This window comes from Streptomyces sp. NPDC031274, assembly GCF_055570235.1.
Genome location: NZ_JBVIHP010000003.1, coordinates 179,332 through 197,866, shown reverse-complemented (window position 1 = coordinate 197,866; position 18,535 = coordinate 179,332). Strand labels below are relative to the sequence as shown.

Genomic DNA, 18,535 nt, shown 5'->3' with positions numbered 1-18,535 from the left:
TCACGAACGTGCTGCACATGACGTCCGGGGGGACTCACGGGGGCGATGTGGAGGTTGACCGCCTCGCGCGGGTTGAGCGGGTTTCAGCCCTTCTTGAGGATCAGTTCCGTGTTCCGGTCGCCCGGCTCACCGCCAAGGGCGGGCTTGGCGCCGGGGGCGTTGAAGGAGAGTTCGCGGTAGAGCGCGGCGAGGCCGGTCTGCGAGAGATCGGCGTAATCCGTGCGGTGCGGGGCCGATGACTCGATGAGGGTGGTGAAGAGGGAGAGCGTGCCGTCGTGGTTGTCGCTCAGTTCCACCACGCGGGCCAGCTGCGGGAAGTCGATGTGCGAGGCCGTGGAGACCTCCCAGAAGGAGCCGTGCGGGCTCTGGTGCGCGGTGATGTCGTTCTTGTGGCTGTGCCCGTTGACCCAGGCGAGTACGGAACGGTGGCGGGCGAGGAGGGCGACGATCTCGTCACCTCCGTGCCTGGCCTCGCGCGGGCGGTCCGGGTCCTGGCGCAGATTGCGCATGGTCCTGCTGGTGTGGTGGCTGAAGACGATGACGTACGAACCGCCGCCGTCCTTCTCCTCGTTCGCCTTCAGCTCCCGCTCCAGCCAGTCCATCTGGGCCTTGCCGAGCGAGCCTTCGTAGTGGCCGCCGGGGTCCGTCGAGTCAAGGCTGATGCCGAGTACGTCCTCGCTGACGCGGAAGGAGTAGTACTGGGTGCCCGCGTCGAGGTTCTCCTGCGTGTAGCCGTGTCCGGCGGGGCCGTGGCCCTTGTACGCCGGGTCGAGGTGGGCCTTGACGTACTCGGCGGGGGTGAAGGGCGCGCGGCTCTCGTCCGGGGTGACCGAGCGCATCCGCCGCGCCTCGCTCTTGAGCAGCTCCTTGAACTGCGCGCCCTTGGGGTCGCGGCCCTTCTTGACGGCCTTCCACAGGGCGGCGCCGCGCGACTCGTCGAGGGACATCAGCTTCTTGCCACCGACGGCGAACTCGGTGAAGTACGAGTCTCCCGGCCCCCAGCAGCCGCCGGGCAGCGCGTCGTGGTTGCCGACGGTCGAGTACCAGGGAAGCCCGAGGCCGGGGCTGTTGACCTCGCGGAGCGCCGCGTCCAGGAAGCCGTCGACCTGCGGGAAGCCGAGGGCTTTGTCCGAGTCGCGGAGGTCGTCGTCCGGGTGCCAGTACAGCTTGAGGCCGCTGTCCTGGACGCCTTCGTAGCGGCGCGGATCACCGGTGTTGGGGTTGATGCGCCCGCCGCTCATGGTCTTGAGGAACCAGTCGAGCTCGGAGCGGGAGTTGTTGTCGGTGTTGTCGCCCGTCGTCACCACGCAGTGCAGCGGCGATCCGGTGGCGGGCGCCCCGCGCAGCGCGTTGACCCGCTCGACGAGCGCGACCGCTCCGGCCACCGAGAGGGCCTCCTGCGGGCGCCAGGCACTGGCGGTCTGGGCGCGCAGGTACTCGTACCGCAGCGGGTGCTGCACGTCGACCAGATGCAGGTCGGTGAACTGGACGAACGCGGCGAGCGAGGTACGCCGTCCCTCGCGGCCGCTCTTGGCGGCGGCCAGGTCACCGCGGACCACCCGGTCCCAGGCGGGCCCGTCGCCGAGGCGCCGGTAGCCGGAGGTGCCGCGCGGGGCGGCGACGGTACGCAGTGTGGTGCCGTCCCGGTAGGGCGTCAGGGGCGCGGCGGGCGCCTGCCGGGAGAGCGCGACGGGGGCGGGCCCGGCGGTGGCGGCGTGGCTGCTCGCGGGCCGCATCGCGTATCCGATACCGGCGGAGAGGGAGACGGCCGCGGTGGTCGCGAGGAAGGCCCGGCGGTCCACGGCACGGACGGCGGAGTGGGTGGCGGTCTGGGCGGCGGTGGCGACGTGGCGTATGCGCGGCATGGCGCGGTCTCCCCGGTTGCGAACGCGTCGGCAGTGGTCGCGGGGAGCTCCGCAGTAGGCGAGATTCCCGCTCGTACTGGATCGTTGACATCCGGAATGACCTGCGCGTTAACGAGACAGCAACGGGCAACGCCGATCACCGTACGTGGATCATCAGGCACCCTGCGCGGTCACACACCCCTCTCCGGGCGGAGAGGAAGCGGTCACTCCACGTTCACCTTTCGGGGAAGGCGAGGCGCCGCGCAGTCTCAGGAGGGCACCGTCAGGTGTCCGTCGTCGGGCCGGTTCCGCCACAGGTCGAGCCCGATGTCGACGAGCCCGACCCGTTCGAGTCCGGGGACGGCGTCAAGGTCGTGCCAGGCGGCGAGATCGGTGGAACCGTCCCGCTCGTGCCGCAGCTCGCCGCCGGTGATCCGCGCCTCGTAGACGATCCGCAGGCCGTGGAAGTCGGCGATGGCGCCGAGCTTGCGCGGGTAGCGCCGACGCAGCGAGTCGACGCCGAGCAGCACCACGGGCTCGATGACGTACCCCGTCTCCTCGTCGGCCTCGCGGATCACCGTGTCGTACGGATCCTCCCCGTGGTCCATCCCGCCGCCGGGCAGCGTCCAGCGCTTGCTGCCATCGCCCGCCACCCACCGGGCGAGCAGCAGCTGTCCGTCCTGAACGCATACGGCGTAGGCCGCCACCCGGAGTTCTTTATGCACAGAGTGACGCTAGTCCTCCTGGAGGGGATTGGCAGGGGAGTACTCCGGAGAGGTCCAGCTCCAGGGGCTCGCGCCGAGGGTCTGGACCGCCTCGGCGAGGGTGAAGCGGACCGTGCGGGTCCCGTCGTCGCCGTGTTCGGTGCGGGCCGTGCCGGTGAGCTGGAGGCTGATGCCGGTCACCCAGTCGAGGAAGAGAAGCCCGGCGCGGGGGTCGGTGGCGAGGTTGCCGAGGGACAGGAACATGGAGTTGCCCGGGAAGTCGTCCCACTCCAGCGTGTACGGAGAGGTGACGCGGACGAAGCCGGGGTTGCCGCCCCGGTGACTGGCGTCGGCGCCTTCCGCGTGGACGGTGGCGAGGAAGAAGGTGTCCGCCTCGGCGACGAACGCGCGCTGGTCGCCGGTGAGCTTCACTCCGTGGCGGGGCGCGGACGGACGGCCCGGCATGGCACCGGGCGGAAGCTGCCGCTTCTGGATGTACTTCGGGCAGTTCGAGAAGACCTGATCGGCCTCGATCGCCAGACCCCGGGGGGTCGGCCGCGCCCGGCCGTTCAGCCGCATGCGGCGCCGGGTGCGGGGGTCAAGGGCGATGGTGCCCACGGGGGTGCCCGCCTCTTTGAGGGCCCGCGCGAGGGGGTCGGCCCGGCGAAGGCCGCCCGCGATCGATATCTGGTTCGGCCCTGTGGCCCGTACGAACCCGGGTTCGCCGGTGAGCAGCGAGGCCCATACGGCGCCGCCCGCCCCGTCCGCGCCGCCGATCACCAGCATGGGCTGGATCTCCAGGAAGGCGGCGGCGACGGGGCGGATGCCGTCGCCGATGGACCGGCCCACGTGGTCGGCCAGTTCCCGCACACCGACGAGATCCTGAACGGCGCGGGAGCCGTGGTGGTACGGGGCTTGCTGGGTCATGTCACTCCTGCCGAGCAATCAGGGGGAGCGCCCGAAGGGACGCGGGGAACTGCGCGACCAGCCACGAACAACCCGCGGACGGCAGACGGTACTCCGCCGCGAAAGTGCGGGTCAGGGACTAAGGGGTCACGGGGCCATGGCGCCAAGGGGCCAACGGGCCAACGGGCCAACGGGCCAAGGGACTAGAAGAATCCGCACGTCGGCGCAGCCGGCACCGGGGCCCGGCCCGAGGCGCCCACGCCGGCGTAGATCTCAAGGCGCGTGCCGTCCGGGTCGTGGAAGAAGATCCCGCCGGACGCCGAGCCCTCACCGTGCGGGACGACCCCTTCGTACGCGAACTCCACCCCGTACGCCCGCAGCGCGCCCTCGTACTCCCTGACCTGCTCGATCGTGTCGACCTCGATCGCGAGGTGGTGCAGGCCGGCGTTCCCCGCGGAGTACGCGGCGTCGGCCTGCTGCCAGAGCGTGAGTACGGGCCGCCCACCCCCCTGGCCACCCTCTTCGCCGCTCTCCGGGCCGCTCTCCCCGAGGAAGGCGTAACGGCGGCCCTCCTCCTTGCCCTCGCCGAGCACGCCGTAGCCGAGCGCGTCCCGGTAGAACGCGAGCGAGCGCTCCAGGTCGGTGACGTTCAGGCCGATGTGGCCGGTGCGCGGTGTGGTGGACGTCGTCATGGCTCTCCCCTTGGCTGCTTCGGACGCTCTATTAGCTAACCGTTGAAAGCAACTTTAAGAGTTAGAAGTCAAGCCCGTCAACCGGTCACGTACTCTTGAGTGGTTAGCACCGAAGGGAACGTTCATGTCCGACGCCAGGCCCGCCGCCGAGGCCACCGCCAAGGCACCCCACGACCCCCGCCCGCTCGTCGGCGAGCCGCTCTCCCTCGATCTGCTCAACACCGTCTGGAATCACGACGGCGTGCGCCGGGACCTGCTCACGGACACCGAAGGGCTCGCGCTCTGGCTCGCGGCGAACGGCCTCGACACACGCTTCGCCGCCGACGGGCCGACCCTGGCGAACGTGCTGCGCGCCCGCGACGCACTCGCATCCGCGGTGGAATCGCCCGGCGAGCCGACGGGCATCGCCCGCGTCGACGCGGTCCTGGGGCACGGCCGCATCCGCGCGACCCTCACCCCGGAAGGCCCCGGCGAGGAGCCCGAGTTCGAGGACCCGGCATGGGGTGCGGCCTGGCTCGCGGCGCGCGACTACCTGAACCTCCTCGCCACCGCGCCCGACCGGATCCGCGGCTGCGCCCACGACACGTGCGTCCTGCATTTCTTCGACACCTCACGCAACGGCACGCGCCGCTGGTGCTCCATGGCGGCCTGCGGCAACCGCGCGAAGGCGTCGCGGCACTACGCGCGCTCGCGCGAGAGCTGACCCCACCGGACCCGACCGGACCCACCGGACTCGACCGGACCCACCGGACCCCACCGGGACCGACCAGGCCCGACGGGGACCGACCATGCCCCCCGGAAAATCCCGGAGCAAGTCCCTCTATCCACCGCCTTGTCCGGCATGGCGGATGGCGGAATTACGTCATGCCCTGATCACAGCTCGGACAACTCTCCCCAAACAGCAGTCACTTACGTAAGGCTGAGCGGTCATCCGGTTCCGGATTCCGGACCTTTTCGACCTTTACGTACAGGGACGCTGATGCACAGATCCAGTGCTAGACGCACGACCCGTCTCGCGATAGCCGTCGGCCTGACCGCCGCGCTCTCCGCCGCCGGTCCCATACCCATGGCCCTCGCGGCCGACGGCGACCCCGGGGGCCAGAGCACCCCGAAGTCCGCCGAGGAGAAGCTCGGTTCGGCCGACGCCGAGCTGCTCGCCGCCGCGCAGGCGGACGGCGAGAAGACCGTCACGATGATGGTGGCCACCGCACCCGGCGCCACCGAGCAGGTCGCCGACCAGCTCGACGCCGTCAAGGGCGGCTCGGTCGGCCGGACGTACGACAAGCTCGGCTACGTACGCGCCACCGTGCCCACCGCGAAGGCCGAAGCGGCCATCAAGGCCGCCGGGAAGCTGTCGTCCGTGCACGGCATCGATCTGCGGCACGAGATCGAGCTCGACGACCCGACGCCCTCGGCCGACCGGGCCAAGGGCGCGAAGGCCGCCGCCAAGGGGACGTACGCGGGACCCGGCAAGAACACCCCGGCGAAGAACCCGTACAACCCGTCCTTCGAGACGGGCGCCGTCGACTTCGTGAAGAAGAATCCGAAGGCGGACGGCCGCGGCACCACCATCGGCATCCTGGACTCCGGCGTCGACCTCGGTCACCCCGCGCTCCAGAAGACCACCACGGGCGAGCGGAAGATCACCGACTGGGTGACCGCGACCGACCCGATCGTGGACGCGGACGGCACCTGGCGGCGGATGACCAACCCCGTCTCAGGCCCCGTCTTCACCTGGGAGAGCGAGACGTGGAAGGCCCCCGCGGGCTCCTACCAGGTCAACCGCTTCCGCGAGTCGGCCACCACCGGCGGTGACGCCAACGGCGACATCAACCGCGACGGCGACACCACCGACAGCTGGGGCGTGCTCTACGACCCGGCGGCCGGGACGGTCCGCGTCGACCTGAACGACAACAACGACTTCACCGACGACGAGGTGCTCAAGCCGTACAAGGAAGACCACCAGGTCGCCTACTTCGGCAAGGACGACCCGGCGACCGACGTCGTCGAGCGCGTCCCCTTCGTCGTCGAGATCCGCAAGGACGTGCCGACCGACCCGTACGGCGGCGACTGGGTCGGCAAGAAGGCCGACTTCGTCAACATCGGCGTCATCGAGTCCGAGCACGGCACGCACGTCGCGGGCATCACCGCGGCCAACGGCCTGTTCGGCGGCAAGAAGATGAACGGCGCGGCGCCCGGCGCCAAGCTGGTCTCCTCGCGCGCCTGCACCTGGAGCGGCGGCTGCACGAACGTCGCGCTCACCGAGGGCATGATCGACCTCGTCACAAAGCGCGGCGTCGACATCGTGAACATGTCGATCGGCGGGCTTCCGGCCCTGAACGACGGCAACAACGCGCGCGCACTGCTCTACACGCGCCTCATCGACGACTACGGCGTCCAGCTGGTGATCTCCGCGGGCAACAGCGGCCCCGGCGCGAACACCATCGGTGACCCCGGCCTCGCCGACAAGGTCATCTCCGTCGGCGCCTCCATCTCCAAGGAGACCTGGGCCGCCAACTACGGCTCCGCCGTGAAGAAGTCGTACGCGATGATGCCGTTCTCCTCGCGCGGTCCGCGCGAGGACGGCGGCTTCGCGCCGATCATCTCCGCGCCGGGCTCGGCCATCAACACCACGCAGACCTGGCTGCCGGGCGCCCCGGCAGCCGAGGCGGGCTACAAGCTCCCGGCCGGCTACTCGATGCTGCAGGGCACGTCGATGGCGTCCCCGCAGGCGGCAGGCGCGTCGGCACTCCTCCTCTCCGCCGCCAAGCGCGAGCACGTCGACCTGACCCCGGCGAAGCTGCGTACGGCGCTCACCTCGACGGCGAGCCACATCCGCGGCGAGCAGGCGTACGCGCAGGGCACAGGCCTGATCGACGTCGTCGACGCCTGGAAGGCCATCGAGGACGACGCGAAGGCGTACACGTACACGGTGAAGGCTCCGGTCGACACCGCGCTCGACCAGGAGCTGAAGAAGCCCGGCACCGGCGTCTACGACCGCGAGGGCGGCCTGAAGACCGGCGAGAAGCGGACGTACGACGTCACGATCACCCGCACCTCGGGCCCTGACCGCTCCGTCCGTCACGAGCTGGACCTGGTCAACAACCACGAGGGCACCTTCCGCCTGCTCGGCGACGACGAGGTGAAGCTGCCGCTGAACAAGCCGGTCACCGTCAAGGTGCAGGCGAAGGCCAAGTCGGCCGGTCTGCACAGCGCGATCCTGACCGTCGACGACGAGCGCACCGAGGGCGTCGACCAGCAGATCATGTCGACGGTCGTCGTCTCGTCGCCGCTCGCGAAGCCCACGCACACGTTCTCGGCGTCCGGTTCGGTGCAGCGCAACAGCACCCAGTCGTACTTCGTGACGGTCCCCAAGGGCGCCAAGTCCCTTGAGGTGGCGCTCGGCGGCCTGAAGGGCAAGAGCCAGACGCGGTTCATCGCGGTGCACCCGTACGGCGTTCCGATCGACTCGACGTCGTCGCTCGTCTGCTACTCGAACTACGACAACCCGGCCAACACCTGCCGCCCCGACCTGCGTTCGTACCCCGAGCCGCAGGCGGGCGTGTGGGAGATCGAGGTCGAGTCGCGCAGGACGTCCCCGCTCCTGGACAACCCCTACAAGCTGGACGTCTCCACTCTGGGTGTCGCGTTCGACCCGGCCGTGCAGACGGTTCCGGAGGCGAAGGTCGGCACGCCGACGCCCGTCTCCTGGAAGGTGACGAACAACTTCGCCGCGGTGGACGGCAAGCTGAAGGGCGGTTCGCTCGGCTCGGCGAAGGCGGCGCGTCCGTCGATCAAGCAGGGTGAGACGCAGACGACGACCGTGGTCGTGCCCGAGGGCGCGGAGCGGCTCGACGTCGCCATCGGGTCGACGGCGGACGTCGCGGCCGACCTGGACCTGTCGGTCCTGAAGGACGGCAAGGTCGTGGGCTCGTCGGCGGAGGGCGACTCGGAGGAGTCGGTCAGCCTCACGAAGCCCGCGGCGGGGACGTACGAGATCGAGGTGGCGGGCTACTCGGTACCGTCCGGCACCACCGCGTACGACTACCGCGACGTCTTCTTCTCGGGCGCGCTCGGCTCCGTCAAGGTCGACGGTTCGGCGCCGGTGAAGCTGGCGAACGGGGCATCCGCCCAGGTCACCGCCCAAGTGGCGGCGGACGCACCCGCGGCCGAAGGACGCCAGCTGTTCGGTGAGGTGGCTCTCCTGAACGGGCGGGGCACGGTTGCCGGTACCGGCAGCGTCCTGATCGAGAAGGTGACGGCTCCCTAGTAGCCGCCGATACACCGATCACCCGCACCGGCCGGGCTGGATGATTCCAGCCCGGCCGGTGTTTCGCGCCCGGCGCGTGTCCGCGCCGCCCAGCACTCCGTCCCCCCTCCGTCCCTTTGCCCTTCCCCCGCGCCTCCGTCCTCCCTGTGGTCCCCGCGTTTCCTCTACGCTGCCGGGGGCGCCCGGAATGTCCGATCCAGGGCCGATCCGGATCCGATCCGGGTTCGATCCGGGTTCGATCAAGGTGCGCGGAAATGTGACATCCCGAACTCCGGACAATGGATTGGACAAGGCGACCGTGGACAGACGCATGATGGAACGCACAGGCCAACGCCTGTGCCCATGCACATACGGAGGACATCCCTGTGAAGGTCGGAATCGTCGGAGCCACCGGTCAGGTCGGCACGGTCATGCGCAAGATCCTCGTCGAGCGGGACTTCCCCGTCGACGAGCTGCGCCTGTTCGCATCGGCCCGCTCGGCCGGCTCGACCCTCGACGGTGTGACGGTCGAGGACGCCTCCACGGCCGACTACAGCGGCCTTGACATCGTCCTGTTCTCGGCCGGTGGCGCCACCTCGAAGGCGCTCGCCGAGAAGGTCGCGTCGCAGGGTCCCGTCGTGATCGACAACTCGTCGGCCTGGCGGATGGACCCCCAGGTCCCCCTGGTCGTCTCCGAGGTCAACCCGCACGCGATCGCGGACCGCCCCAAGGGCATCATCGCCAACCCGAACTGCACGACGATGGCCGCCATGCCGGTCCTGAAGCCGCTGCACAAGGAGGCCGGGCTCACCGCGCTCGTCGTGGCGACGTACCAGGCCGTGTCCGGCTCGGGCCTCGCCGGTGTCGACGAGCTCTTCGAGCAGGTCAAGAAGGTCGGCGACGACGCGCCCAAGCTCACGCACGACGGCTCGGCCACCGAGTTCCCCGCGTCGAACAAGTACGTCGCGCCGATCGCGTACAACGTCCTTCCGATGGCGGGCTCCATCGTCGACGACGGTCTGAACGAGACCGACGAGGAGCAGAAGCTCCGCAACGAATCCCGCAAGATCCTCGAGGTGCCGGACCTCAAGGTCTCCGGCACCTGCGTGCGCGTGCCGGTCTTCACCGGTCACTCCCTCCAGGTCAACGCCCGTTTCGAGCGTCCGCTGAGCGCCGAGCGCGCCACCGAGATCCTCGCGTCGGCCGAGGGTGTCGTCCTCACGGACGTCCCGACCCCGCTGGTCGCCGCGGGCAAGGACGACGCCTTTGTGGGCCGTATCCGCAACGACGAGACGGCGGAGAACGCCCTGGCCTTCTTCATCTCCGACGACAACCTCCGCAAGGGCGCCGCGCTGAACGCGGTGCAGATCGCGGAGCTGGTGGCGGCCGAGCTCAAGGGCTGAAGTGTTCAAGGCCTGAAGCTCGTGAGCTGAGGTCTCGTATACGGAGGTCTCGCATACGGAGGTCTCGCATACGCCGATGGGGGCGGGCGCCGATGTCTATTCGGTGCCCGCCCCCTTCGCGTACCCCACGACGAGCAGGGCAAGGGCCGCGAGGCCGCCGCCGAGCCACAGGACGTCCGTCGTCCCGAAGCCGTCCGCGACCAGGCCGCCGGTCAGGGCGCCCAGGGCGATCGCCGCGTTGAACACCCCGGCGAAGAGCGCCGACGCCGCCTCACGGGCGTGGGGCGCGGCGGCGAGTATCCAGTGCTGGGTCGAGACGGAGACCCCGCCGTAGGCCAGGCCCCACGCGACGAGCAGCGCCACCGAGGCCAGGAGCGAGCCGCCCGCGGGGCCGAGCAGCAGGACCACGGCGGCGAGCGTGGCGGAGATGGCGAGCAGCGCCCGGCGCGGATCGCGGGCCGCGAGCGCGCCGCCCGCGAAGTTGCCGACGATGCCCGCGATCCCGTACCCGAGGAGCAGCCCGCTGATCAGCCCGGCGCCCAGGTCGGGAACGCGCTCCAGGACGGGGCGGACGTAGGTGTACGCGGCGAAGTGCCCGGTCACCAGAAGCAGCACCACGAGCAAGCCCGCCCGCAGCCGCGCGTTCCGCAGCAGGCCGGGGAACGTGCCGAGTCGTACCGCCGCCGAAGCGGCCAGCGCGGGAAGCACCGCCGCGAGCAGCCCGGTGACCGCGAGCGCGAACGCGCCCATCACCGCGAACGCCCAGCGCCAGCCCGCGAGTTCACCCAGGAACGTACCGGCGGGGACGCCGAGCACGGACGCCACCGCGATCCCGCTGAAGATCACCGTGGTGGCCCGCCCCGCAGACTCCTCACGCACGAGCCGTACGCCGAGCCCGGCCGCGATCGCCCACACGCCCCCGATGCAGACCCCGACCAGGACCCGTGCGGCGAGCAGCACGCCGAAGGCGGGCGCGAGCGCGGAGAGGAGGTTGGCGGCGGCGAGCAGGGTCATCAGAGCGCACAGCACCGTCCGCCGGTCGGCGCGCCGCGCGGCGACCGGAAGCAGCAGGGCGGCGAGCGCCGCGGGGCGGCTGCGGATCGGTTTCCAGGGGACGGTGGACGCACGGTTGATGGGGGCGATCACCGATTTCCAGGAGCGGCATCCGAGCTGTGTGACGGAGATCGTGGAGGTGCCGTTCGCGGATCCCTTCGGCGCTGTGCGGCACGGGGACGTGGACGCGGCGATCGTGCTGCTGCCCGTCGAGGAACCGGATCTGGTGCTCGGCCCGCTCTTCTCGCGCCAGCAGCAGACGGTCGCGGTGTCGGTGCGTCATCCCTTCGCGGACCGCGCGGCACTGCACGCGGACGAGCTGTCCGGGACCCCGCTGATCTCCGCGACGGCTCCCGCGCCCGCGTACTGGCGCGCGGCGCAGGCTCCGTCGACGGCGGCTCCTCCTGCGCCCCGGGTGCGGACTCTCCAGGAGGGATTGACGCTGGTCGCCGCCGAGCGCGGGGCGATGCTGCTGTGCCGTCCCACGGCGGAGTACCACGGGCGGCGTGACGTCACGTTCGTGCCGGTGGAGGGGCTGCCGGATTCGGTGCTCGGCATGGTGTGGCGCGGGGACGCGGAGACGGAGCGGGTGCGGGCGTTCGCACGGGCGGTGGGGGCGGCGGTTGCCTGAGAAGGAGTTCTAAGGAGTTCTAAGGAGTTCTAAGGGCGGCGGACCTCGAAGAGGAAGCAGCCGTACTCGACTGCCCTGACGTGCACGAGGGCGACGTCCGGGTCCGCGAAGGCCTCCGCGAGAGCGGCGTCGAAGCCTGCCGTCGCCGGGTCCGGGATCTCCAGCAGGTGGCCGCCGACGATGTGGCCTTCGGCGTTGTAGCGGCGGAGGGCGCGCAGGGCGCCGGGCCTTGCGAAGGGGTACTCCTCGCTGCTCAGCGCCGGGCCCTCGCACTCCTCGGCGTGGATGAAGACGGGGCCCTGCTCGTCGTAGGCGCCGGGGGTGGCGCCGGTCTCCTCGGCCCAGCGGCGCAGGGGGGCGTACGAGACGAGGGCGACGTGGTCGCCGGGGGCGATGCGGCGCAGGCAGCAGCGGAGTGGGTCGCCGCCCTCCGTGTCCACGTAGGGGAGGCAGGGGCGGCCCGCGTCGTCGGTGTCGCGGAGTTGCTTGAGGGTGGTGGGGTGGATGGGGCGGGGGGCGTAGGTCAGGTTCGTGGTCGCGTTCATGTGCCGAGGGTCGCGCGTGGGGAGGGGCGGGCGCTGGCGGCTTTCAGACGTTGCTGTTCCCCGACCCCGACCCCGACCCCGACCCCGCCCCTGCCTCCGCCTCCGCCTCTGCCCCTGCCCCTGCCCCTGCCCGAAAACCCGCCGCGCGGGGGCGTCCTCAAACTCCGGACGGGCTGGATGCTTCCAGGGAAAGAAGAACCGCTACCAATACCCCCGCATCCGCCGATACCCCTCCCCCAGCCCCGCCAACTCCTCCCCCGTCAAAACGTCCTCCACCCGAGCGAACCCCTCAGGGGCGCGCTCAGCCACCACCCGCAACACCTCGTCCACCGGCATCGCCCGATTCGCCAGGGCCACCGCGTTGGCCGGCCCCCACCGCTGCGCCTCGTAGGCCCGCAGTCCACCCATCCGGTCCGCCCCGGCAAGGGCCATGCACCGCGCGAGCACCCGCGCGTCGAGCACCGCCTCCGAGCCCCCGCTCGACCCCACGGGGTACATCGGATGGGCCGCGTCGCCGAGCAGGGTCACGGGGCCACGGCCCCACCACGGCAGCGGGTCACGGTCCACCATCGGGTACTCCAGGATCCGCCCCGTCGACCCGGTCGCGGCGAGGAGCGCGGGCACGTCCAGGTCCCCGATCCGCCACCCGGAGAAGTGCGGAAGCACGTCGGACAGGCGTCCCGAGCGGTTCCAGTCCGCGGGGCCCTGCGCCCCGTGGTGGTGCACCGGATACCGCACCTCGGCCACCCAGTTGAGCAGCGCGCGCCCCCGTACCTCCGCCTCCCGCGAGATCGGGTAGACGACGAGCTTCGTGGCCGCGTTGCTGCCCGCGATCGCCATCGTCCGGCCGCCGAGCACCGGCTCCCACTCGGTGACGCCCCGCCACATGCGGACGCCGTTCCACAGCGGCGGCCCCTCCCCGGGATGCAGACAGGACCGGACCGCCGAGTACAGGCCGTCGGCCCCGACCAGGGCTCGCACCGGCACCACGAACTCCCGGCCGCGCCACACGTCCCGCAGGGTCACCCGCACCACCCCCGCCCCCTCCGGCTCGGCGTGCCGTACGTACGCCGTACCGGTCTGGACAGCGTTGTCGCCGAGGCGTTCGCGCACCGCGTCCAGGAGGATCAGCTGGAGCGCGCCGCGGTGCAAGGAGTACTGGGGCCAGTGGTGGCCGCGGGCGAGGCCGAACGGCTCGCCCCAGATGTGGTTGCCGTGCCGGTCGAAGTGCAGCACCCCGGCGGTCGGTACGGCTGTCGCGGCCAGTTCGGCGCCGAGGCCGAGTTCCGTCAACGCGCCCACCGCGTGCGGGAGAAGGTTGATGCCGACCCCGGCGGGCCGCAGCGAGTCGACCGCGTCCACGACCCGCACCCCGATACCCGCGGCGTGCAGGCTGAGCGCGGTGGTGAGCCCGCCGATCCCGGCTCCCACGACGAGCACGTCGATCACGGGGCGCACCCCGCGCCGGGTAATCGTCGCAATCCTGGTAATCGCGGCAGTCCTGGTAATCGCGGCAATCCTGGTAATCGCCGTAATCGTCTGGGTCCCATGAACGCTCCCCCCGGGGCGTGAGCCGACGCGCGGATGGTAGCGGCACGACAGCCTGCGAACAATCCCGCCCGGCACCCGGTGGCCGATGCCCCGCCATGCCCGTGGATCCACGTGGAAGGATGGCTGGAAACGCCACAAGTCGTACCTGACGTTCCTGAGGAGATGACCGCGTGCCCGGCACCAATCTGACCCGCGAAGAGGCGCAGCAGCGGGCGAAGCTGCTCACCGTTGATTCGTACGAGATCGATCTCGATCTCTCCGGCGCCCAGGAGGGCGGCACCTACCGGTCGGTGACCACGGTGCGCTTCGACTCCGCGGAGGCGGGCGCCGAGACCTTCATCGACCTCGTCGCCCCGGCGGTCCACGAGGCCGTCCTGAACGGCCGTTCGCTGGACGTGGCCGCCGTCTTCCGTGACTCGCGCATCGCGCTCAATCGCCTGGAGGCGGGGCCGAACGAGCTGAAGGTGGTCGCCGACTGCGACTACACCAACACGGGTGAGGGGCTGCACCGGTTCGTCGACCCGGTCGACCAACAGGCCTATCTCTACACGCAGTTCGAGGTTCCTGACGCGCGCCGCGTTTTCGCGTCCTTCGAACAGCCCGATCTCAAGGCGACGTTCCGGTTCACCGTGAAGGCGCCGTCCGGCTGGACGGTCATCTCGAATTCGCCGACCCCCGAGCCCAGCGGTGACGTCTGGGTCTTCGAGCCCACGCCGCGCATCTCGACGTACATCACGGCGCTCATCGTCGGTCCGTATCACTCGGTCCACAGCTCGTACGAGGGTCCTGGCGGCCAGTCGGTTCCGCTCGGCATCTACTGCCGCCCCTCGCTCGCGGAGTTCCTCGACTCGGACGCGATCTTCGAGGTCACGCGGCAGGGCTTCGACTGGTTCCAGGAGAAGTTCGACTACGCGTACCCCTTCGCCAAGTACGACCAGCTCTTCGTGCCGGAGTTCAACGCGGGCGCGATGGAGAACGCGGGCGCGGTGACCATCCGCGACCAGTACGTGTTCCGTTCGAAGGTGACGGACGCGGCGTACGAGACGCGCGCGGAGACCATCCTCCACGAGCTGGCCCACATGTGGTTCGGCGACCTGGTGACGATGGAGTGGTGGAACGACCTCTGGCTGAACGAGTCGTTCGCCACGTACACGTCCATCGCCTGCCAGGCGTACGCGGAGAACTCGCGCTGGCCGCAGTCCTGGACGACGTTCGCCAACTCCATGAAGACCTGGGCGTACCGCCAGGACCAGCTGCCGTCCACGCACCCGATCATGGCCGACATCCAGGACCTCGACGACGTCCTGGTCAACTTCGACGGCATCACGTACGCGAAGGGCGCGAGCGTCCTCAAGCAGCTCGTCGCGTATGTCGGCACGGACGAGTTCTTCCGGGGTGTGCAGGCGTACTTCAAGGCGCACGCGTTCGGGAACACGCGCCTGTCCGACCTGCTCGGCGCGCTGGAGGAGACCAGCGGGCGCGACCTCAGGACCTGGTCGAAGAAGTGGCTGGAGACGGCGGGCATCAACGTCCTGCGCCCTGTCGTGGACGTCGACACGTCCGGCAAGATCACGTCGTTCGCGGTGAAGCAGGAGGCCCCCGCGCTCCCGACGGGCGCGAAGGGCGAGCCGACGCTGCGCCCGCACCGGATCGCGATCGGCCTGTACGACCTCGACGACGACAGCGGCAAGCTCCTTCGCACGGACCGCGTGGAGCTGGACGTCGACGGCGAACTGACGTCGGTGGACGAGCTGGTGGGCCGCGCGCGTCCCGCGGTGATCCTCCTGAACGACGACGACCTCTCGTACGCGAAGGTCCGTCTCGACGCGGAGTCGCTCGCGTTCGTCACCGAGCACATCGGTGACTTCGAGGCGTCACTGCCGCGTGCCCTTTCGTGGGCGTCGGCGTGGGACATGACGCGGGACGCGGAACTCCCCACGCGGGAGTACCTCTCCCTCGTCCTGTCCGGCATCGCCAAGGAGTCGGACATCGGGGTCGTCCAGTCCCTGCACCGCCAGGTCAAGATGGCCCTGGAGCTGTACGCGGCCCCCGCCGGACGCGAGGAGGCGCTCTCCCGCTGGACGGACGCGACGCTCTCGCACCTGCGCTCGGCGGAGCCCGGCAGCGACCACCAGCTGGCGTGGGCACGGGCGTTCGCGTCGGCGGCGCGTACGGACGAGCAGCTGGACCTCCTGGAGGAACTGCTCTCCGGGAAGCAGTCGATCGAGGGCCTCGCCGTGGACACGGAGCTGCGCTGGGCGTTCGTGCACCGGCTCGCGGCGACGGGACGGCTCGACGAGGCCGGAATCGCGGCGGAGCTGGAGCGCGACAAGACGTCCGCGGGCGAGCGGCACGTGGCGGCGGCGCGTGCGGCGCGGCCCACCGCGGAGGCGAAGGCGGAGGCCTGGGCCTCGGTCGTGGAGTCCGACAAGCTCCCGAACTCGATCCAGGAGTCCGTGATCAGCGGCTTCATCCAGACCGACCAGCGCGAACTCCTCGCCCCGTACTCGGAGAAGTTCTTCGCGGCGGTCAAGGGCGCGTGGGACTCGCGCTCGCACGAGATGGCCCAGCAGATCGCGCTGGGCCTCTACCCCTCGCTCCAGGTGTCGCAGGCGACCCTGGACGCGACGGACGCGTGGCTCGCGTCCGCGGACCCGTCGGCGGCCCTGCGCCGCTTGATCACGGAATCCCGTGCGGGTGTGGAGCGCGCGCTGCGGGCGCAGGAGGCGGACGCGTAGCACTCCCGTAGGTCGAAACACACGACACGGCCCACCCGATTGCCCCAGGGCAGTCGGGTGGGCCGTGTCATGGGTGGCGTCAGGGGACGTGTCAGGGGTCGCGTCAGAGCTCATGTCAGTGGCCGTGTCAGCGGGGTGACAGGTGCGTGACAGGGCCCGTGGCCACGGTGGGGACATGAAGAATTCGGCAATCGCAATCACAGTCGCAGGACTGCGCAAGGCGTACGGCGACAAAGTCGTGCTCGCCGGCATCGACTTCGATGTCGCCGCGGGATCGGTCTACTCCATGCTCGGCCCGAACGGCGCGGGCAAGACGACCACGGTGAACGTCCTTGCGACGCTGCTCAAAGCCGACGCGGGGACGGTGCGCGTCGCCGGGCACGACGTGGCGACCGCGACCAGGCAGGTGCGCGCGTCCATCGGCGTGACCGGTCAGTTCGCCGCGGTGGACGAGCTGCTCTCGGGCCGGGAGAACCTGCGGCTGATGGCGGACCTCAAGCGCGTGCGCTCCGGCGACCGGGTGGTCGCGGGGCTCCTCGAACGGTTCGATCTGGCGGAGTCGGCGGACAAGATGACGTCGACGTACTCCGGCGGTATGCGCCGGAAGCTGGACCTGGCGATGACGCTGGTCGGCAACCCGCGGATCATCTTCCTGGACGAGCCGACGACGGGCCTCGACCCGCGCAGCAGGCGCACGATGTGGGGAATCGTCCGCGAGCTGGTCGCCGAGGGCACCACCATCTTCCTCACCACCCAGTACCTCGACGAGGCCGACCAACTCGCCGACCGGATCGCGGTACTCGACCAGGGCCGACTGGTCGCCGAGGGCACCCCCGAGGAGCTCAAGCGCCAGATCCCCGGCACCCATGTCCGACTCCGGTTCGCCGAGCTCCACGAACTCGACGTGGCGGCGCGGATTCTGACCGGGTCCACGCGGGACGACGAGGAGCTGACCCTGCGGGTGCCGAGCGACGGTGAGTCGAGGTCGCTGAAGGCCCTCCTCGACCGGCTCGACGAGCACGCGCTCAACGCCGCGGAGTTCTCCGTGCGGACACCGGACCTCGACGACGTCTTCCTCGCCCTGACCGAGAACACGAGCACGAGCACGAACACGAGCACGAAGGCGGCCGCACTGTGAGTACTGTCCCGACGAGCACCGTCACCACGAGCACCGTCACCACGAGTACGCTCCCGACGCGGACCGGCGCCTTCTCGACCTCGCTGGCCGATTCGGCGATCATGCTGCGCCGCAATCTGAAGCACACTCTGCGGAACCCGACCACGGTGTTCAACGCGGTCCTGTTCCCGATCGTGATGATGCTGATGTTCGTCAAGGTGTTCGGCGGCGCGTTCAGTGTCGGTGAGAACTACATCGACTACGCCACGCCGGGTCTGCTCGTGATGGCCATCAGCTACGGCCTCGGTGCCACGTCGGCGGCCGTCAACGACGACATGACGAAGGGCATCATCAACCGGTTCAAGACCATGGACGTGTCCCGCGGCGCCATGATGACCGGGCATGTCGTCGTCACCACGGTGCGCTGCCTGGTGGCCTGCGTGGCCATCATCGCGGTGGCCTTCACGATGGGGTTCGACCCGGCCGCGAGCGCCCTCGACTGGCTCGGCGTACTCGGTCTCGTCCTGCTGCTCAGCTTCTCGATCAGCTGGCTCACCGTCGCCCTCGGTCTCGCCGCGAAGTCGGTGGAGTCGGCGGGCTTCGCGACCGTGCCGCTGATCATGCTGCCGTTCCTGAGCAGCGCGTTCGTGCCCGCGGACACGATGGGCGCCGGTGTGCGGCAGTTCGCGCAGTACCAGCCCTTCACCCCGATCATCGAGACCCTTCGCGGGCTGCTCGCGGGCAACCCGTCGAGCGGCGACGCGGTCACGGCCCTCGCGTGGTGCGTCGGGCTAGCCCTCGTCGGATACGTGTGGGCGGTCTCCACGTTCAAGAAGCGGGCGTGACCCGCACGTTCATGTTCACGAAGCGAGCGTGCCCCGTACATTCACGACCCGAGCGTGACCCGCACGTTCAAGACCCGAGCCTGACCCGCACGTTCACGACCCGAGCGTGACCTCGACCAGCTGGGACCAGCTGGTCCGCGTCCCCTCCTCCGCCGCCTCGGCGTACCGGGGGGGGGGGGGGGGGGGGGGGGGGGGGGGGGGGGGGGGGGGAAGGGGGGGGGGGGGGGGGGGGGGGGGGCCCCGCCCGCCCACTGCTC

14 protein-coding genes are annotated in these 18,535 nt (G+C 70.5%); 7 read left to right on the top strand and 7 right to left on the bottom strand.

The window, feature by feature from the left end; all coding sequences use genetic code 11:
• Window positions 1-83 precede the first annotated feature (83 nt).
• From ACZ5CR_RS06425 to ACZ5CR_RS06410, 4 genes are all read right to left on the bottom strand, one after another.
• A complete protein-coding gene (locus ACZ5CR_RS06425; protein WP_468854165.1) occupies window positions 84-1,865 on the bottom strand; it encodes a TIGR03767 family metallophosphoesterase in 1,782 nt (593 codons plus the stop codon).
• A gap of 248 nt (window positions 1,866-2,113) precedes the next feature.
• On the bottom strand, window positions 2,114-2,569 hold the full coding sequence (locus tag ACZ5CR_RS06420; RefSeq protein ID WP_468854164.1) for an NUDIX hydrolase: 456 nt from the start codon (window positions 2,567-2,569) through the stop codon (window positions 2,114-2,116).
• Between the two features lie 9 nt (window positions 2,570-2,578).
• A complete protein-coding gene (locus ACZ5CR_RS06415) occupies window positions 2,579-3,475 on the bottom strand; it encodes a pyridoxamine 5'-phosphate oxidase family protein (RefSeq protein ID WP_468854163.1) in 897 nt (298 codons plus the stop codon).
• 182 nt (window positions 3,476-3,657) lie between these two features.
• Window positions 3,658-4,146 (bottom strand): VOC family protein, encoded by a 489-nt coding sequence (locus ACZ5CR_RS06410; RefSeq protein ID WP_468854161.1) that lies wholly within the window; start codon window positions 4,144-4,146, stop codon window positions 3,658-3,660.
• 124 nt (window positions 4,147-4,270) lie between these two features.
• Here ACZ5CR_RS06410 and ACZ5CR_RS06405 point away from each other — a divergent pair, with 124 nt between their 5' ends.
• From ACZ5CR_RS06405 to ACZ5CR_RS06395, 3 genes are all read left to right on the top strand, one after another.
• Complete coding sequence (locus tag ACZ5CR_RS06405) at window positions 4,271-4,849, top strand: CGNR zinc finger domain-containing protein (RefSeq protein WP_468854160.1); 579 nt, start codon at window positions 4,271-4,273, stop codon at window positions 4,847-4,849.
• Window positions 4,850-5,125: 276 nt separating this feature from the next.
• Window positions 5,126-8,416 carry a S8 family serine peptidase gene (locus ACZ5CR_RS06400; protein WP_468854158.1) on the top strand — a complete coding sequence of 1,097 codons (3,291 nt, stop codon included), beginning with the start codon at window positions 5,126-5,128 and terminating at the stop codon, window positions 8,414-8,416.
• A 365-nt stretch (window positions 8,417-8,781) separates the two neighbouring features.
• Window positions 8,782-9,798 carry an aspartate-semialdehyde dehydrogenase gene (locus ACZ5CR_RS06395; protein WP_468854156.1) on the top strand — a complete coding sequence of 339 codons (1,017 nt, stop codon included), beginning with the start codon at window positions 8,782-8,784 and terminating at the stop codon, window positions 9,796-9,798.
• Window positions 9,799-9,894: 96 nt separating this feature from the next.
• Here ACZ5CR_RS06395 and ACZ5CR_RS06390 read toward each other — a convergent pair whose 3' ends face one another.
• A complete protein-coding gene (locus tag ACZ5CR_RS06390; protein WP_468854155.1) occupies window positions 9,895-10,944 on the bottom strand; it encodes an MFS transporter in 1,050 nt (349 codons plus the stop codon).
• Here ACZ5CR_RS06390 and ACZ5CR_RS06385 point away from each other — a divergent pair.
• A complete protein-coding gene (locus tag ACZ5CR_RS06385; RefSeq protein WP_468854153.1) occupies window positions 10,931-11,482 on the top strand; it encodes a LysR substrate-binding domain-containing protein in 552 nt (183 codons plus the stop codon). The genes ACZ5CR_RS06390 and ACZ5CR_RS06385 overlap by 14 nt on opposite strands.
• A gap of 29 nt (window positions 11,483-11,511) precedes the next feature.
• On the opposite strand, the gene ACZ5CR_RS06380 is transcribed toward ACZ5CR_RS06385, so the two are convergent.
• Both ACZ5CR_RS06380 and ACZ5CR_RS06375 read right to left on the bottom strand, forming a co-directional pair.
• On the bottom strand, window positions 11,512-12,027 hold the full coding sequence (locus ACZ5CR_RS06380; RefSeq protein WP_468854151.1) for a DUF1203 domain-containing protein: 516 nt from the start codon (window positions 12,025-12,027) through the stop codon (window positions 11,512-11,514).
• A gap of 201 nt (window positions 12,028-12,228) precedes the next feature.
• Window positions 12,229-13,473 carry a flavin-dependent oxidoreductase gene (locus ACZ5CR_RS06375; RefSeq protein WP_468854786.1) on the bottom strand — a complete coding sequence of 415 codons (1,245 nt, stop codon included), beginning with the start codon at window positions 13,471-13,473 and terminating at the stop codon, window positions 12,229-12,231.
• A gap of 275 nt (window positions 13,474-13,748) precedes the next feature.
• Here ACZ5CR_RS06375 and pepN point away from each other — a divergent pair, with 275 nt between their 5' ends.
• The 3 genes from pepN (at window position 13,749) to ACZ5CR_RS06360 (ending at window position 18,278) form a co-directional block, all read left to right on the top strand.
• Window positions 13,749-16,316 carry an aminopeptidase N gene (gene pepN, locus ACZ5CR_RS06370; RefSeq protein WP_468854149.1) on the top strand — a complete coding sequence of 856 codons (2,568 nt, stop codon included), beginning with the start codon at window positions 13,749-13,751 and terminating at the stop codon, window positions 16,314-16,316.
• A gap of 175 nt (window positions 16,317-16,491) precedes the next feature.
• Window positions 16,492-17,454 (top strand): ATP-binding cassette domain-containing protein, encoded by a 963-nt coding sequence (locus tag ACZ5CR_RS06365; RefSeq protein WP_468854147.1) that lies wholly within the window; start codon window positions 16,492-16,494, stop codon window positions 17,452-17,454.
• Entirely contained in the window at window positions 17,451-18,278 is an 828-nt protein-coding gene (locus tag ACZ5CR_RS06360) for an ABC transporter permease (protein ID WP_468854144.1), read from the top strand. The genes ACZ5CR_RS06365 and ACZ5CR_RS06360 overlap by 4 nt, the downstream gene beginning before the upstream one ends.
• The last annotated feature ends 257 nt before the right edge of the window (window positions 18,279-18,535 follow it).

Coding starts and splice junctions, on each gene's coding strand:
- ACZ5CR_RS06425 (WP_468854165.1), bottom strand. CDS start 1,865: ATGCCGCGCATACGCCACGTCGCCACCGCCGCCCAGACCGCCACCCAC.
- ACZ5CR_RS06415 (WP_468854163.1), bottom strand. CDS start 3,475: ATGACCCAGCAAGCCCCGTACCACCACGGCTCCCGCGCCGTTCAGGAT.
- ACZ5CR_RS06410 (WP_468854161.1), bottom strand. CDS start 4,146: ATGACGACGTCCACCACACCGCGCACCGGCCACATCGGCCTGAACGTC.
- ACZ5CR_RS06405 (WP_468854160.1), top strand. CDS start 4,271: ATGTCCGACGCCAGGCCCGCCGCCGAGGCCACCGCCAAGGCACCCCAC.
- ACZ5CR_RS06400 (WP_468854158.1), top strand. CDS start 5,126: ATGCACAGATCCAGTGCTAGACGCACGACCCGTCTCGCGATAGCCGTC.
- ACZ5CR_RS06385 (WP_468854153.1), top strand. CDS start 10,931: ATGGGGGCGATCACCGATTTCCAGGAGCGGCATCCGAGCTGTGTGACG.
- ACZ5CR_RS06380 (WP_468854151.1), bottom strand. CDS start 12,027: ATGAACGCGACCACGAACCTGACCTACGCCCCCCGCCCCATCCACCCC.
- ACZ5CR_RS06365 (WP_468854147.1), top strand. CDS start 16,492: ATGAAGAATTCGGCAATCGCAATCACAGTCGCAGGACTGCGCAAGGCG.